Origin of the sequence: Enterobacter cloacae complex sp. S2, from assembly GCF_015159675.1 — a bacterium.
GTDB lineage: Bacteria > Pseudomonadota > Gammaproteobacteria > Enterobacterales > Enterobacteriaceae > Enterobacter > Enterobacter intestinihominis.
Genome location: NZ_JADDTS010000002.1, coordinates 151,241 through 166,654, shown reverse-complemented (window position 1 = coordinate 166,654; position 15,414 = coordinate 151,241). Strand labels below are relative to the sequence as shown.

Genomic DNA, 15,414 nt, shown 5'->3' with positions numbered 1-15,414 from the left:
GCCTACAAACCCCGTAGGCCGGGCAAACGCAGTGCCGCCCGGCATTCAACACTCCAGCCGATACACCCAGTCGTCATACCGTACGCCGTTAATCTCGTACGCCTTCTCCAGCACCTGCGTGCGCACAAAACCCGCTTTCTCAAGGACCCGCACCGACCCAACGTTATCTGCCAGCACGTACGCGTTTATCGCCTTCACGCCCGTCTGGTTAAATGCATACTCGCACACCGCGTGCAGCGCCTCGCTGGCAATGCCTTTTCCCTGCGCGGCAGGCACAACCGTGTAGCCAATATCCGCCTCTTCACGGTTCGCCGCACTGATTTGCAGGCCGATATCCCCGAGCGGCGTAACGTCGTTATGCAGACGGATCACAAAGACATGCTCCGCCATCAGGCGCGCGGCAAATACGCGGCGCGTCTCTTTTTCCGGCGTGATAGCGGCCATATAGCGCATGATGGCGGGGTCTTCACGCAGAGAGCGGAAGAACGCCCAGTCAGAAGGTTCGAAAGGGGTGAGGTGAAGCCGGGTTGTGGTAATGGTTGCCATAGTTACGCCATCTCATCCAGACATGGCGTATAACTCTAACATATTCACTGCTCCACATCCCCCAGCGCCTCTTCCAGGTCATACCAGCGGAACGTGAACCCGGCCGCTTCCAGCCGTTTTGGCAGCGCGCGTTGCCCGCCCAGCACCAGCACCGAAGACTCACCCATCAACAGACGAATCGCCGTTGCAGGCACGCGCAGCACCGCCGGGCGATGCAGGGCATGCCCCAGGGCGTGAGCAAATTGTTCATTACGTACGGGGTAAGGGGATACCATGTTAAATGGCCCGCGCAGATCGTTATCCAGCAGCCAGAGAATGCCGTTGACCATATCGTCGATATGGATCCACGCCAGATACTGACGACCGTTGCCGATGGGCCCGCCAAGCCCCATTTTAAACGGCGGCAGCATTTTACCGAGAATACCACCCTTCGGCGCAAGTACCACGCCGGTGCGCAGCAGGCAGACGCGGGTACGATCGCTTTGCGCCGCGCAGGCGATGCGCTCCCACTGGGCGCAGAGTTTATGGGTAAACTCGTTGTGCGGCGGCTCCTCTTCGGTCACCACCACTTCACCGAGATCGCCATAGTAGCCTGTAGCAGAGCCGGAAATCAGCACCGAAGGCGGCGTCTCGCTGTTGCGAATCAGCTCAACCAGCCTTTCGGTCATGTTCCAGCGGCTGCTGCATAAACGCTGTTTTTGCTCTTCGGTCCAGCGTTTATCGGCGATAGGTTCGCCAGCAAGGTTGATGACGGCGTCAAAGCCGTTCAGATCCTGCCTTTCCGCCAGGCCTTTCCAGATCTCAACGCCGACGCCCAGCACCTGGCGCGCTTTCTCCGGGCTGCGCGTGACCACGGTAATGTCGTGATGCAACGCCTGCAAACGTGGAATGAGATGGCGACCAATCAGGCCCGTACCGCCGGTGAGCAGGATCTTCATACAACCTCCAGGTTTACGCCTGGCGCTGCCAGCTTAACGTCATGGAGACGGAGTCGGCGTAGCGCAGGGCGTGAAGTTTATCGATCTCCACTTCAGCATAAGTGACCCAGTGGTGTTCGCGTGCGATGTCGAGCACATCCTGAGTTAATTTTTCCAGTAGCGCAAAACGGTTGTTCTCAACGTACTGGATGATGCTTTTGGTGATCGTGCGATAGTTCAGCGCGTCATTGATGTCCTCGCTGGCACGCGCCTTGTCTGCCGGGTAGTGGATCACTACATTCACCACGATATCCTGGCGATTCGCGATCTCCTCCTCTTTGATACCAATGAACGTGCGTAAGCGTAAGTTTTTTATACGAATAATAGCGTCATGCTGGGACATTGCAGGTCTTCTCCGTGTCAGTATTTTCACCTCATCATACATGAGGAAAACACCTGCACCCAACGGGGCGCAGGCTCAAATCTGATGGATTTTTTGCATGGCGCGTTCGGTGGCCGGGCGCGTCCGGATGCGCTCAAACCAGTTGTTCACTGCCGGATAAGTGGCCAGATCGATCCGGTGGCGTTCATGGGTGTTAATCCACGGCCAGCAGGCGATATCTGCAATGCTGTAATGCTCACCTCCCAGCCACGGTGATTTTTCCAGCCGACGGTTCAGGACCCCATACAGGCGCTGGGTTTCGACCTGATATCGCTCAATGGCGTAAGGGATTGTCTGCGGCGCATAGGCGGTAAAGTGGTGATTCTGCCCCAGCATTGGCCCCAGGCCGCTCGACTGCCAGAATAACCATTGCAGCGTGTGATGACGCTCGCGCAACTCACCGCTCAGGAGCTTGCCGGTTTTCTCTGCCAGATAGAGCAAAATCTCTCCAGACTCAAACAGGCTTAACGGTTTGCCGCCGTCAGAAGGCAGGTTATCAATGATGGCCGGAATTTTATTGTTGGGCGATATGGCCAGAAAAACGGGGCGGAACTGGTCGCCTTTACTGATATCCACGCGAATGATCCGGTAGTCCACTTCGGCTTCTTCGAGAAAGAGGGTGATCTTATGGCCATTAGGGGTGGGGGCATAATAGAGATCTATCATTCTCAACTCCTGTCAGTGCGAATAGTGTTGCCATAAAAAATCAGTATAGGTGCTTGTTGTAAATCGTGAGTTTTCATCAAGTGACAGCGAGGCAAAGAGATTATATGTTGAGTGAAAACCGATCAGCCGATGAGGATGTTATGAGCCAGCCTGTAATAACGTTGTGGTCCGATGCGAACTTTTTTTCTCCTTATGTCATGAGCGTTTATGTGGCGCTGGCAGAAAAGGGGCTTACTTTTAGTCTGAAAACCGTCGACCTGGACAGCGGCGAACATCTGAAGCCCCAGTGGCAGGGCTACGCGCTCACTCGCCGAGTCCCTGTGCTGGAGATCGACGGTTTTGAGTTGAGTGAATCCTCGGCGATTGACGAGTATCTTGAGGACCGCTTTGCCCCGCCAGAGTGGGAACGCATCTATCCTCACGATCTGCAAAAGCGCGCCCGCGCCCGCCAGATCCAGGCATGGCTGCGTAGCGACCTGGTGCCGATTCGCACAGAACGCTCTACGGATGTGGTGTTCGCTGGCGTCAAAAAGCCCGCCCTCAGCGAGGAAGGCTTATCCAGCGCCCGGAAGCTGATCGAAACTGCGTCATCGCTGCTGGCGCAGGGTAACCCCAACCTGTTTGGCGAGTGGTGTATTGCCGACACCGATCTGGCGCTGATGCTCAATCGCTTGATCCTCAATGGCGATGACGTCCCACAGCTGCTGGTGGATTACGCCACATTCCAGTGGCAACGCGCGTCGGTACAGCGCTATCTGGCACTCTCTGCTAAGCGCGCGGGCTGATAAGACGGGGCGCTTGAGGTATGATAGGGGCAGTCTGAATTCCTGAGGAGTAACTGATGAAACTGATGTTTGCGTCGGATATTCATGGATCGCTGCCCGCGACCGAACGCGTGCTTTCTCTGTTCGCCCAAAGCGGGGCGCAATGGCTGGTGATCCTGGGCGACGTGTTAAACCACGGCCCACGCAATGCGTTGCCGGAAGGCTACGCTCCCGCGCAGGTGGCGGAAAAACTTAATCATTTTGCCTCGCGCATTATCGCCGTTCGCGGCAACTGTGACAGCGAAGTTGACCAGATGCTGCTGCATTTTCCCATCACCGCTCCCTGGCAACAGGTGTTGATGGAAAACAGCCGTTTGTTCCTGACCCACGGGCACCTGTTCGGCCCGGATAACCTGCCGTCACTCGCCGCTGGCGATGTCCTGGTTTATGGTCATACTCATATTCCGGTGGCGGAAAAACGCGGGGCGTTTTATCACTTTAATCCCGGGTCTGTCAGCATTCCTAAAGGCGGCAATCCGGCAAGCTACGGCATGTATGAAGACGGGACATTAAGCGTTATCGCACTTAATGATCAGCAAGTTATTGCGCAGATAGCGATTAATCCGTAAGTTACACCACAACTGCAAACGCGCCAAAAGAGCGCTTAGACGAGAAGGTTTCCCGATGGTGGAGCAGAATCATTTGGCAAGTACTGAGTGGGTTGACATTGTCAGCGAAGAGAATGAAGTGATCGCGCAGGCCAGCCGCGAACAAATGCGTGCGGAGCGTCTGCGTCACCGCGCGACTTACATCGTTGTTCATGACGGCATGGGCAAGATTCTGGTCCAGCGTCGCACCGACACCAAAGATTTTCTTCCTGGTATGCTGGATGCCACAGCAGGTGGCGTTGTGCAGGCCGATGAAGTATTGCTGGATTCCGCGCGTCGTGAAGCGGAAGAAGAGTTAGGTATCGCTGGCGTGCCGTTTGCCGAGCACGGGCAATTTTATTTCGAAGATGAACATTGTCGCGTCTGGGGCGGGCTGTTTAGCTGCGTTTCCCACGGACCTTTCGCCTTGCAGGAAGAGGAAGTGAGCGAAGTGTGCTGGATGACGCCGGAAGAGATCACCGCGCGTTGCGACGAGTTCACGCCAGATTCCCTTAAAGCACTGGCGCTGTGGATGACCCGCAACGCCAAAAACGAATCCGCTAAACCGGAAAATAAGGCGGAAAAAGAGGAAGAGGCTGAGTAAGCCTTAACAGCTTTCCCGCATACACAGGCTGGACGCGATGGGTTTATGATCGCGCCAGTCTCCGTCATTCAGACGTTCCAGTAACGCTTTCCCGGCTTCAATCCCAATCTTGCGATGCGGTACTGCCATCGTTGTCAGCGGCGGCTGACAGACGCGGCTGACGTCGCTGTCACCAAAGCCCACGACCGCTAAATCGTCCGGCACTTTGATGCGTCGACGCTGGCACTCATACAGCGCGCCGCAGGCCAGTTCATCTGATACGCACACCAGCGCATCCAGTTCCGGCCACGCCAGCAGGAACTCTGGCAGTTGTGCCGCGCCGGTGGAGAAGTTCGGCGGCATGGCGGCATTAATCACTCTGTTCGGCGACAGGTGGTGGCGCAGCATCGCCTTGTACCAGCCCTGCAAATGCTGCTGAAAAATCCACTGCTCCTGGTTAGCGCACAGCAGGCCGATATTCTGGTAGCCACGCTGAATTACCATCTCGGTAAGTTCATACATGGCGGCGACGTTATCAATCCCGATATTCATATCAATCGGATCGGCACGCATTGCACCCATTTCCATCACCGGGATAGAGGCGTTTTTCAGCCAGTGGCGTACGGTATCGGAGTGCTCGACGCTGAGCAGTATCGCCGCGGCGATATTCGAGGCCAGCAGCGTTTCGAGCAGTTTCTCTTCCTGTTCAAGACGATGCTGAGATTCAGCCAGCATGATCTGATATCCGGCTGGCTGGAGCACCTGCTGTAGCCCGGCGAACATCTCGGAACAGCCAGCTTCGGAAAGATTGGGAACTACCATCGCGATCGTCCATGACGACGCCGATGCCAGTGCGCTGGCGGCAAGATTGGGCATATAACCCAGCTCCTGCACCGCGGCTTCAATTTTTTCACGCAGTTTATCGGAAACCTGTTCGGGCGTGCGGAGGGCACGGGAAACAGTCATCGTGCCTACGCCGGCAAGCTGTGCGACATCCGCGAGCGTTACTTTTCCGGTACTGCGCCGTTTTCGGGTTAAAGACATACATCTTCCTGCTGACAGGACGCGATTCAGTTTCATCCTTCATTTTACGTGACAGGCAGTATACGCCTTAAATCCCTTTTTTTGCTGTGATTTCGCACCATGATAGCAATTTGATAGCGCTATCACAGTTCTGCATGTTAGTCGTTGGTAGCGCTATCTTTGTGATCGCGATCGCAGTCATTGATTGATGGGTTGAATAGAGTTTGCCCATGTCTGGTCTTTAGCGGGAGTGAAAAATGCTCAAAAAGTGGATATATGATACAACCATCATCCTACAGGATAGCGTTGAAAGCTGGCCCCAGGCGCTGGAACTGTGCGCGAAACCGCTGCTGGATTTGCAGGTCATTGCGCCGGAATATGTCACGGCTATCATCGAGCAGCACCAGACGTTAGGTCCCTACTATGTGCTGGCTCCAGGGCTGGCAATGCCACATGCGCGACCGGAAGAAGGGGCGAAAGGACTTGGCCTGTCATTATTAAAACTAAAACAGGGCGTCTCTTTTGGTGCCGGTGAGTTTGACCCCGTCGATGTGATTGTGATGCTGGCGGCGCCGGACAAGCATAGCCATATCGAAATGATCTCAGCCTTAGCGGAATTATTTTCCAGCGACGAAGATATGGCTGAATTACATCGGGCGAATACGCTGGAGGAGATAAAAACCGTTATCGATCGCTTCTGATTTAATTATTTAATCCGATTCATCTCAACATTACGCGTCAGCGTGATGGGACGTACTCTACTCAAAAAAGGGGATAACAATGAAAATCATGGCTATTTGCGGCTCCGGCCTGGGCAGCAGTTTTATGGTCGAAATGAATATTAAAAAGGTGCTCAAAAAACTGGAAATTGAGGCCGAGGTTGAACACTCCGATCTCTCCTCGGCCACGCCGGGCGCGGCGGACCTGTTTGTAATGGCGAAAGACATTGCCGCCAGCGCCAGCGTGCCGGAAAGCCAGCTGGTGGTAATCAACAATATCATCGATATCAACGAACTCGAAGCGCAGCTGCGCGCCTGGTTCGAAAGACAATAATCCTGATAAGGCGAGGTGGATATGTTTATCCTTGAAACGCTGAATTTCGTTGTTGATATTTTAAAAGTCCCTTCAGTGCTGGTCGGGTTAATTGCTCTGATTGGTCTTGTGGCGCAGAAAAAAGCCTTTTCGGATGTGGTAAAAGGCACAATTAAAACCATTCTCGGCTTTATTGTACTGGGCGGCGGCGCAACTGTGCTGGTGGGCTCTTTAAATCCGCTCGGCGGTATGTTTGAGCACGCCTTTAATATTCAGGGCATTATTCCCAACAATGAAGCTATTGTATCGATTGCCCTGGAGAAATATGGCGCTTCCACCGCGCTCATTATGGCCTTCGGGATGGTGGCGAATATTATTGTTGCGCGCTTTACCCGCCTGAAATACATCTTCCTCACCGGGCATCACACCTTCTACATGGCATGCATGATCGGCGTGATCCTGACGGTTGCAGGCTTCGAGGGGGTCGGGCTGGTCTTTACCGGTTCGTTGATCCTCGGCCTGATTATGGCCTTCTTCCCGGCGATTGCGCAGCGCTATATGAAGCGTATTACCGGCAACGATGAGATCGCCTTCGGTCATTTCGGCACGCTGGGCTACGTGCTGTCCGGCTGGATTGGCAGCAAGGTCGGCAAAGGCTCGCGCTCCACCGAAGAGATGAACCTGCCGAAGAACCTTAGCTTCCTGCGTGACAGTTCAATCTCCATCTCCCTGACCATGATGATTATCTACCTGATCATGGCGGTGAGCGCCGGACGTGAGTACGTGGAGGCCACCTTCAGCGGCGGCCAAAACTACCTGGTATACGCCATCATTATGGCCATCACCTTCGCGGCAGGCGTGTTCATCATCTTGCAGGGCGTGCGCCTGATTCTGGCGGAAATCGTCCCGGCCTTTACCGGCTTCTCGGAAAAACTGGTGCCCAATGCGCGGCCTGCGCTGGACTGCCCGGTAGTCTACCCGTATGCGCCAAACGCGGTGCTGATTGGCTTCCTGTTTAGCTTCCTCGGCGGGATTGTTGGGTTGTTCATCTGCGGTCAGTTTAGCTGGGTGCTGATCCTCCCGGGCGTTGTGCCGCACTTCTTCACCGGCGCAACGGCGGGCGTGTTCGGTAACGCCACCGGTGGACGCCGCGGGGCAATGATTGGCGCCTTTGCTAACGGCCTGCTGATCACCTTCCTCCCGGTCCTGCTGCTGCCTGTTCTGGGCGCAATTGGCTTTGCGAATACGACCTTCTCGGACGCTGATTTTGGTGCGGTCGGGATTGTGCTGGGCAACCTGGCACGCTTCCTGTCGCCGCTTGCCATCACCGGACTGGTTGTTGTGTTGTTCGCGCTGCTGGTGGCCTACAACGTCTTCGCTAAAAACAAACCTGCCAGCGGTAACGCGCAGGAAAACCCCGGAGCCAAATCATGAATGAGAATGAAATAACCGACCTGGCGCGTCAGATCCGCCTTGAGACGCTGAAATCCCTTACGCAGCTGGGTTTTGGGCACTACGGCGGCAGCATGTCAGTCGTTGAAACGCTGGCCGTTCTGTACGGCGCGGTGATGAAGATCGACCCGGCCGATCCGGACTGGCCAGAGCGCGATTACTTTGTGCTGTCGAAAGGCCATGCGGGGCCGGCGCTGTACAGCACGCTGGCGATTAAGGGCTACTTCCCGATTGAAGAGCTGAGTACGCTGAACCAGAACGGGACGCGTCTGCCAAGTCACCCGGATCGCCTGAAAACACGCGGCGTGGATGCCACCACCGGTTCACTGGGGCAGGGGATCTCCATCGCTGGCGGCATGGCGCTGTCGCACAAGCTGGCAGGAAGGCCAAACCGGGTGTTTTGCATCGTTGGCGACGGAGAACTGAATGAAGGGCAGTGCTGGGAAGCCTTCCAGTTTATCGCTCACCATCGACTGAACAACCTGACGGTATTCGTGGACTGGAACAAACAGCAGCTCGACGGCGAGCTGGACGAAATCATCAGCGCCTTCGACCTGGAAGGCAAATTCCGCGCCTTTGGTTTTGACGTGGTGACGGTGAAAGGGGATGACATTCCGGCGCTGCTGGAGGTGACCGCGCCGATCCCTGAGGCCGATGCGCGTCCGCGGGTGGTGATCCTCGACAGCATCAAAGGGCAGGGAGTGCCATACCTGGAACAGCTCAGCAACTCGCATCACCTGCGATTAACCGAGGAGAGCAAAGCGGCGCTTAACGAGACGATTCGCCAACTGGAGGCTTCACATGATTAAGGTTGCACCGACAGGACAGAAAGATGCCGTTGAGATGCGTAAGGTCTACGCGGGTTTTGTGGCAAAACAGATTGAGGCTGGCAGTGAGATTATCGCCCTGGAAGCCGACCTGATGAGCTCGATGGCTATGGACGGCGTGGCGCGCGATTATCCTCAGCACGTGATTAACTGCGGCATTATGGAAGCCAACGTCATCGGCACGGCGGCGGGGCTGTCGCTTACCGGACGTAAGCCGTTCGTCCATACCTTTACCGCCTTTGCCAGCCGTCGCTGCTTCGACCAGCTGTTTATGTCCCTGGACTACCAGCGCAATAACGTGAAGGTGATTGCCTCGGATGCGGGCGTGACGGCCTGCCACAACGGCGGGACGCATATGTCTTTTGAGGATATGGGCATCGTGCGCGGTCTGGCGCATTCAGTGGTGCTGGAGGTGACCGATGCGGTGATGTTCGAAGATGTGCTGCGTCAGCTTATCGACCTGGAAGGCTTTTACTGGGTAAGGACCATCCGTAAACAGGCGCCGAGCGTGTATGCCCCGGGGTCAACCTTCACCATCGGCAAGGGCAACGTGCTGCGCGAGGGAACCGATATTACCCTGATTGCTAACGGCATTATGGTGGCGGAAGCGCTGGAGGCGGCGCGCCAGCTGGAGCAGGAGGGGGTAAGCGCAGCGGTCATCGACATGTTTACCCTGAAGCCCATCGATCGGATGCTGGTGAAAAACTATGCCGAGAAAACCGGGCGTATTGTGACCTGCGAAAATCACAGCATTCACAACGGGCTGGGGTCGGCGGTGGCGGAAGTGCTGGTGGAAACCTGTCCGGTGCCTATGCGGCGGGTGGGGGTGAAGGAACGGTATGGTCAGGTGGGTACGCAGGACTTCTTGCAGAAGGAGTATGGCCTGACGGCACATGACATTGTGTCGGCGGCGCGGGAGCTGCTGTAATAAAAAAGGCGACCATTTGTGGTCGCCTCTCTTGCCGGATGGCGCTTCGCTTATCCGGCCTATAAAACCGTAGGCCCGGTAAGCGCTAGCGCCACCGGGCTTTTTAGCTTACTGCTGCTGCGAAGACTGGATTGCGGTCAGCGCGATGGTGTAGACGATATCGTCAACCAGCGCACCACGGGACAGGTCGTTCACAGGTTTGCGCATGCCTTGCAGCATTGGCCCGATGGAGATCAGGTCTGCTGAACGCTGTACCGCTTTATAGGTGGTGTTACCGGTGTTCAGATCCGGGAAGATGAACACGGTAGCGCGACCTGCAACCGGCGAGTTCGGCGCTTTGGATTTCGCCACGTCAGCCATTACCGCGGCATCGTACTGGAGCGGGCCGTCGATCATCAGATCCGGACGTTTTTCCTGTGCAATGCGGGTCGCTTCACGGACTTTCTCTACGTCACTACCTGCACCAGAGGTGCCAGTGGAGTAGGAGAGCATCGCGACGCGTGGTTCAATACCGAAGGCAATCGCGGAGTCCGCAGACTGGATAGCGATTTCTGCCAGCTGCTCTGCGGTTGGGTCCGGGTTGATCGCGCAGTCGCCGTAAACGTAAACCTGTTCAGGCAGCAGCATGAAGAACACGGAGGAGACCAGAGAACTGCCCGGTGCAGTTTTGATCAGCTGCAACGGTGGACGGATGGTGTTCGCGGTGGTGTGAACCGCACCGGAAACCAGACCGTCAACTTCGTCCTGCTCCAGCATCAGCGTACCCAGCACCACGTTGTCTTCCAGCTGCTCGCGCGCAACGGCTTCGGTCATGCCTTTGTTCTTACGCAGCTCAACCAGACGGGCAACGTAACTTTCGCGGACCACGTCAGGATCAACGATTTCGATGCCCGCGCCGAGCTCAACGCCCTGAGACGCCGCAACGCGGTTGATCTCATCCGGGTTACCCAGCAGCACACAGGTCGCGATACCGCGCTCTGCACAGATGGCTGCCGCTTTAACGGTACGTGGTTCGTCGCCTTCTGGCAGAACCACGCGTTTGCCCGCTTTACGCGCCAGCTCGGTCAGCTGGTAACGGAAGGCTGGAGGAGACAGACGACGGCTGCGCTCGGAGGTCGCCGTCAGGGATTCGATCCAGTCTGCGTTGATGTAGCCCGCAACGTATTCCTGAACTTTCTCGATACGCTCGTGGTCATCAACCGGCACTTCGAGGTTGAAGCTTTGCAGGCTCAGGGAGGTCTGCCAGGTGTTAGTGTTCACCATGAAGACTGGCAGGCCAGTGGCGAACGCACGTTCGCACAGCTTGCTTACGCGTGGGTCCATCTCGTAGGCACCGGTCAGCAGGATCGCGCCGATCTCCACGCCGTTCATCGCGGCCAGACAGGCTGCAACCAGCACGTCCGGACGGTCTGCGGAGGTTACCAGCAGGGAACCTGCACGGAAGTGCTCCAGCATGTGTGGAATGCTACGTGCGCAGAAAGTTACGGACTTCACGCGGCGGGTGTTGATATCGCCTTCGTTGATCACGGTGGCGTTCAGGTGACGCGCCATATCGATTGCACGGGTGGCAATCAGATCGAAGCTCCATGGCACCGCGCCCAGAACAGGCAGCGGGCTGGAATCCTGCAACTTAGCCGGGTCAACTTTGATGACTTTCGCTTTGGAAGAGTCGTCAAAAATTTCGGACAGGTCAGGACGCGTACGGCCCTGCTCATCTACTGGCGCGTTCAGCTTGTTAACAATCACGCCGGTGATGCTGGTGTTTTTCGCACCGCCGAAGCTGCTGCGCGTCAGTTCGATACGCTCTTTCAGCTGCTCTGGGGTATCCGTGCCCTGAGACATCACGAAAACGATCTCTGCGTTCAGGGTTTTCGCGATTTCAAAGTTCAGAGACTGGGCAAACTGGTGTTTACGGGTCGGGACCAGGCCTTCAACCAGCACCACTTCCGCGTCCTGCGCGTTTGCGTGGTAGTTGGCAATGATCTCTTCCATCAGCACGTCTTTCTGGTTGCTGGAGAGCAGAGATTCAACGTGGCTCATCTTCAGCGGTTCAGCCGCTGGCAGATTGGAGTTCTTGCGAACGATGGTGGTGGTCTGGTCTGGCGCATCGCCACCGGCACGTGGCTGGGCGATAGGCTTAAAGACGCTCAGACGAACGCCTTTGCGTTCCATAGCGCGGATCACGCCGAGGCTGACGCTGGTCAGGCCGACGCTGGTTCCGGTAGGGATCAGCATAATAGTACGGGACACGGTTTATCCTCTTTCGTTACCGCCGCGTTGGGCGGGTTACAAAACAGCACCGCCAGCATTGCTGGCGGTGTGGAATCAGGCAGTCAGGCGGTGCGCGTCTTGCGCGATGACCAGCTCTTCGTTAGTTGGGATAACGATAGCAGGGCGGGTGCCTTCTTTGTTGATGAAGCCAGACTTGCCGAAGCGGGCAGCCAGGTTACGCTCATGATCAACTTCGAAGCCCAGAACGCCCAGTTTGCCCAGGGACAGTTCACGTACCATTGCCGCGTTCTCACCGATACCGCCGGTGAAGATAACAGCATCCAGACGGCCTTCCATCAGCGCGGTGTAAGAACCGATGTACTTCGCCAGACGGTGGCAATAAACGTCCATTGCACGTTTAGCGTCAGCTTTTTCTGCGTAGTTGTCTTCAACGTAACGGCAGTCGCTGGTGACCTCGGTCAGGCCCAGCAGGCCAGACTCTTTGGTCAGCATTTTGTTGATATCGTCAACGCTCATGCCCAGGGTGTCGTGCAGGTGGAAGATGATCGCCGGGTCGATATCACCGGAACGGGTACCCATCACCAGACCTTCCAGCGGGGTCAGACCCATAGAGGTGTCAACACACTTACCGTTGCGGATAGCGGAAACAGAACCACCGTTACCCAGGTGGCAGGTGATGATGTTGACTTCTTCAACCGGCTTGTTCAGCACTTTTGCGGCTTCCTGAGTCACATAGAAGTGGCTGGTGCCGTGGGCGCCGTAACGACGGACGCCGTGCTCTTTGTACAGGCTGTATGGCAGGGCATAGAGGTAAGACTCTTCCGGCATGGTCTGATGGAACGCGGTATCAAACACGGCCACGTTTTTGTCTTTCAGACTCGGGAAGGATTTCAGTGCTTCAGCGATACCGATCAGGTGAGCCGGGTTATGCAGCGGTGCGAAAGACGCAGAGTCTTTGATACCCTGGATCACGGAGTCGTCGATTACCACGGAACTGGTGTATTTTTCGCCGCCGTGGACGATACGGTGACCAATTGCGGTCAGCTGAGCAGACAGTTCTGGTTTTTGTGCCAGAATAGTGTTAACGATAAAGTTCAGCGCTTCACTGTGAGCGGCGCCTGCACCTAAAGCCGCTTCTTGTTTGCTGCCGTCCATCTTCCACTTGATACGTGCTTCAGGCAGATGGAAACATTCGGCCAAACCAGAGAGGTACTCGTCACCGTTGAGCGCATCGATGATGGCGAATTTCAGTGAGGAGCTACCGCAGTTCAGAACCAGTACTAACTTACTCGACATGGAAGTACCTATTATTGATACGTGGCTAAAAAAACGTCAGTGAGTCTAAAAGCGTAACGCATGCTGACCCAGACATTTATGATTAACATCATGCCAAACAAACATTCTGGCAGGATGGAAGAAATACCTATGATTTTAAGCCATTTTGAACATTTTTCAGACAATGGCATAATATGCGATAATTTGACGAGTTAACGCTTATCGTCTACGGCCCTATCAGGCTGGCACAGGATACCCGATACGGGGTAGCGATGACAAAATATTTTGAACGTTGTCATAGCCTGTTGTGGTTTTGCACGAAAATTTTAATTTTTATATGTGAAGTTGAGGTACAGCCATGTCGACACCCGAAATCCCGTCCGTGAACTTTTTTAGTCTGTTTCGTCGGGGACAGCATTACGCAAAGACATGGCCGATGGAAAAGCGCCTCGCGCCCATGTTTATTGAAAATCGCACTATTCGCGCCACGCGCTATGCGATTCGCTTTATGCCCCCGATTGCCGTTTTTACCCTGTGCTGGCAGATAGCGTTAGGTGGACAGCTTGGCCCTGCCGTCGCGACGGCGCTTTTTGCTTTAAGCCTGCCGATGCAGGGGCTATGGTGGTTAGGCAAACGTTCCGTCACGCCACTTCCGCCTTCTGTTTTACACTGGTTTTATGAAGTGCGTGGAAAACTGGAGGAGGCGGGCCAGGCGCTGGCGCCGGTTGAAGGCAAGCCAGACTATCAGGCGCTGGCGGATACCCTCAAGCGTGCGTTTAAACAGCTTGATAAAACATTCCTCGATGACTTGTGATTGATCATCGAAACGACGACCAAAAGAAGGCACAGTAACAATCAGTTACCGTGTCTTTTTTTTACAGTGCAATGCGCTACAGGAGTCGAAAGATGGAAATGACCCATGCTCAACGTCTGATTTTGTCTAACCAGTACAAGATGATGACTATGCTTGATCCCGATAACGCTGCGCGCTACAGCCGCCTGCAAACCATTGTTGAACGTGGTTTTGGCTTGCAGATGCGCGAACTGGATCGCGAATTTGGCGAACTGAAAGAGGAAACCTGCCGTATCGTTATCGACATCATGGAGATGTACCATGCGCTGCATGTGTCCTGGACCAATCTGAAGGACCAGCAGACCATTGACGAGCGCCGCGTGACGTTCCTGGGCTTTGATGCCGCGACGGAAGCGCGCTATCTGAGCTATGTACGCTTTATGGTGAATACCGAAGGGCGTTACACCCATTTTGATGCGGGTACGCATGGCTTCAACGCCCAGACCCCGATGTGGGATAAGTATCAACGTATGCTGAGCGCGTGGCACGCCTGTCCGCGTCAGTACCATTTAAGCAGCAACGAAATTCAACAAATCATTAATGCCTGACGGAGGTGTGTGTGCAGTGTAAAGGTTTTCTGTTTGATCTGGACGGTACGCTGGTGGATTCGCTACCGGTGGTGGAGCGCTCGTGGTGCCACTGGGCCGACCGGCATGGCATCGACCATCAGGACGTACTGAATTTCATCCATGGCAAACAGGCCATTACCTCATTGCGGCACTTCCTTGCGGGACGTTCTGAGGAAGAGATTCAGGCGGAGTTCCGCTATCTTGAGCAGATTGAAGCTACCGATACCGAAGGCATCACCGCGCTGCCCGGTGCGCGTGAACTGCTTGAGCACCTGAATGAAGCGCAGATCCCGTGGGCTATCGTCACCTCCGGCTCGGTTCCCGTCGCGCATGCCCGTCATAAGGCGGCAGGTTTACCGACGCCGGACGTCTTCATTACCGCTGAGCGCGTGAAGCGCGGCAAGCCTGAACCGGATGCGTTTCTGCTCGGCGCAGAACTGCTTGGCCTTGCGCCAGCGGAGTGCGTGGTGGTGGAAGACGCGGCGGCAGGCGTGCTGGCCGGGCTGAACGCCGGAAGCCACGTCATTGCCGTTAACGTCCCGGCGGGTTCCCCCCGGCTGGAAGAGGCGGATTTCGTGCTTAACACCCTGACCGCCATCGACGTCTCGAAGGCGTCAGACGGAGTTGTAACCGTCTCGCTAAAAATGTAATCCCATGA

18 protein-coding genes are annotated in these 15,414 nt (G+C 55.6%); 11 read left to right on the top strand and 7 right to left on the bottom strand.

All coding sequences use genetic code 11. The features are described 5' to 3' along the window. Nucleotides 1-45: 45 nt before the first annotated feature. The 4 genes from IPZ49_RS01425 to yfcG all read right to left on the bottom strand — a co-directional run bounded on the left by IPZ49_RS01425 (nt 46) and on the right by yfcG (nt 2,571). Nucleotides 46-546 carry a GNAT family N-acetyltransferase gene (locus IPZ49_RS01425; RefSeq protein WP_045343827.1) on the bottom strand — a complete coding sequence of 167 codons (501 nt, stop codon included), beginning with the start codon at nt 544-546 and terminating at the stop codon, nt 46-48. A 44-nt stretch (nt 547-590) separates the two neighbouring features. Next, complete coding sequence (locus tag IPZ49_RS01420) at nt 591-1,484, bottom strand: TIGR01777 family oxidoreductase (protein WP_058689106.1); 894 nt, start codon at nt 1,482-1,484, stop codon at nt 591-593. 13 nt (nt 1,485-1,497) lie between these two features. Further along, entirely contained in the window at nt 1,498-1,866 is a 369-nt protein-coding gene (gene folX / locus IPZ49_RS01415) for a dihydroneopterin triphosphate 2'-epimerase (protein WP_003861432.1), read from the bottom strand. A 75-nt stretch (nt 1,867-1,941) separates the two neighbouring features. Beyond that, nucleotides 1,942-2,571 carry a GSH-dependent disulfide bond oxidoreductase gene (gene yfcG / locus IPZ49_RS01410; RefSeq protein WP_003861434.1) on the bottom strand — a complete coding sequence of 210 codons (630 nt, stop codon included), beginning with the start codon at nt 2,569-2,571 and terminating at the stop codon, nt 1,942-1,944. 140 nt (nt 2,572-2,711) lie between these two features. Here yfcG and yfcF point away from each other — a divergent pair, with 140 nt between their 5' ends. Genes yfcF through yfcD form a run of 3 tightly spaced genes read left to right on the top strand, consistent with a single transcriptional unit; the run spans nt 2,712 to nt 4,586 of the window. Then, complete coding sequence (yfcF, locus tag IPZ49_RS01405) at nt 2,712-3,356, top strand: glutathione transferase (protein WP_017692996.1); 645 nt, start codon at nt 2,712-2,714, stop codon at nt 3,354-3,356. 56 nt (nt 3,357-3,412) lie between these two features. After that, on the top strand, nt 3,413-3,964 hold the full coding sequence (yfcE, locus tag IPZ49_RS01400; protein WP_017692997.1) for a phosphodiesterase: 552 nt from the start codon (nt 3,413-3,415) through the stop codon (nt 3,962-3,964). 55 nt (nt 3,965-4,019) lie between these two features. Next, nucleotides 4,020-4,586, top strand: a complete 567-nt coding sequence (yfcD, locus tag IPZ49_RS01395) for an NUDIX hydrolase YfcD (protein ID WP_006811396.1) — start codon at nt 4,020-4,022, stop codon at nt 4,584-4,586. 3 nt (nt 4,587-4,589) lie between these two features. On the opposite strand, the gene IPZ49_RS01390 is transcribed toward yfcD, so the two are convergent. Next, nucleotides 4,590-5,609: a LacI family DNA-binding transcriptional regulator gene (locus tag IPZ49_RS01390; RefSeq protein ID WP_017692998.1), complete on the bottom strand. Its 1,020-nt coding sequence runs from the start codon at nt 5,607-5,609 to the stop codon at nt 4,590-4,592. A 236-nt stretch (nt 5,610-5,845) separates the two neighbouring features. Between IPZ49_RS01390 and IPZ49_RS01385 the strand changes: the two genes are divergently transcribed. The 5 genes from IPZ49_RS01385 (at nt 5,846) to IPZ49_RS01365 (ending at nt 9,827) form a co-directional block, all read left to right on the top strand. Further along, nucleotides 5,846-6,289, top strand: a complete 444-nt coding sequence (locus IPZ49_RS01385) for a PTS sugar transporter subunit IIA (protein ID WP_017383438.1) — start codon at nt 5,846-5,848, stop codon at nt 6,287-6,289. A gap of 79 nt (nt 6,290-6,368) precedes the next feature. Further along, nucleotides 6,369-6,641 carry a PTS sugar transporter subunit IIB gene (locus tag IPZ49_RS01380; RefSeq protein WP_003861447.1) on the top strand — a complete coding sequence of 91 codons (273 nt, stop codon included), beginning with the start codon at nt 6,369-6,371 and terminating at the stop codon, nt 6,639-6,641. 21 nt (nt 6,642-6,662) lie between these two features. Beyond that, nucleotides 6,663-8,054 (top strand): PTS ascorbate transporter subunit IIC, encoded by a 1,392-nt coding sequence (locus tag IPZ49_RS01375; RefSeq protein ID WP_017383437.1) that lies wholly within the window; start codon nt 6,663-6,665, stop codon nt 8,052-8,054. Continuing rightward, on the top strand, nt 8,051-8,881 hold the full coding sequence (locus tag IPZ49_RS01370) for a transketolase (RefSeq protein WP_015572264.1): 831 nt from the start codon (nt 8,051-8,053) through the stop codon (nt 8,879-8,881). Before IPZ49_RS01375 ends, IPZ49_RS01370 begins: the two co-directional genes overlap by 4 nt. Further along, on the top strand, nt 8,874-9,827 hold the full coding sequence (locus IPZ49_RS01365; RefSeq protein ID WP_015572265.1) for a transketolase family protein: 954 nt from the start codon (nt 8,874-8,876) through the stop codon (nt 9,825-9,827). Before IPZ49_RS01370 ends, IPZ49_RS01365 begins: the two co-directional genes overlap by 8 nt. A 108-nt stretch (nt 9,828-9,935) precedes the next feature. On the opposite strand, the gene pta is transcribed toward IPZ49_RS01365, so the two are convergent. Both pta and ackA read right to left on the bottom strand, forming a co-directional pair. Continuing rightward, nucleotides 9,936-12,077: a phosphate acetyltransferase gene (pta, locus tag IPZ49_RS01360; protein WP_017383435.1), complete on the bottom strand. Its 2,142-nt coding sequence runs from the start codon at nt 12,075-12,077 to the stop codon at nt 9,936-9,938. A gap of 75 nt (nt 12,078-12,152) precedes the next feature. Then, complete coding sequence (gene ackA / locus IPZ49_RS01355) at nt 12,153-13,355, bottom strand: acetate kinase (RefSeq protein WP_015572267.1); 1,203 nt, start codon at nt 13,353-13,355, stop codon at nt 12,153-12,155. A 337-nt stretch (nt 13,356-13,692) separates the two neighbouring features. On the opposite strand from ackA, the gene yfbV reads away from it, so the two are divergent. The 3 genes from yfbV to IPZ49_RS01340 all read left to right on the top strand — a co-directional run bounded on the left by yfbV (nt 13,693) and on the right by IPZ49_RS01340 (nt 15,406). Beyond that, nucleotides 13,693-14,148 carry a terminus macrodomain insulation protein YfbV gene (yfbV, locus tag IPZ49_RS01350; RefSeq protein WP_017383434.1) on the top strand — a complete coding sequence of 152 codons (456 nt, stop codon included), beginning with the start codon at nt 13,693-13,695 and terminating at the stop codon, nt 14,146-14,148. A 92-nt stretch (nt 14,149-14,240) separates the two neighbouring features. Then, on the top strand, nt 14,241-14,735 hold the full coding sequence (locus IPZ49_RS01345; RefSeq protein WP_003861461.1) for a YfbU family protein: 495 nt from the start codon (nt 14,241-14,243) through the stop codon (nt 14,733-14,735). Between the two features lie 11 nt (nt 14,736-14,746). After that, nucleotides 14,747-15,406: a sugar phosphatase gene (locus tag IPZ49_RS01340; RefSeq protein ID WP_003861463.1), complete on the top strand. Its 660-nt coding sequence runs from the start codon at nt 14,747-14,749 to the stop codon at nt 15,404-15,406. The last annotated feature ends 8 nt before the right edge of the window (nt 15,407-15,414 follow it).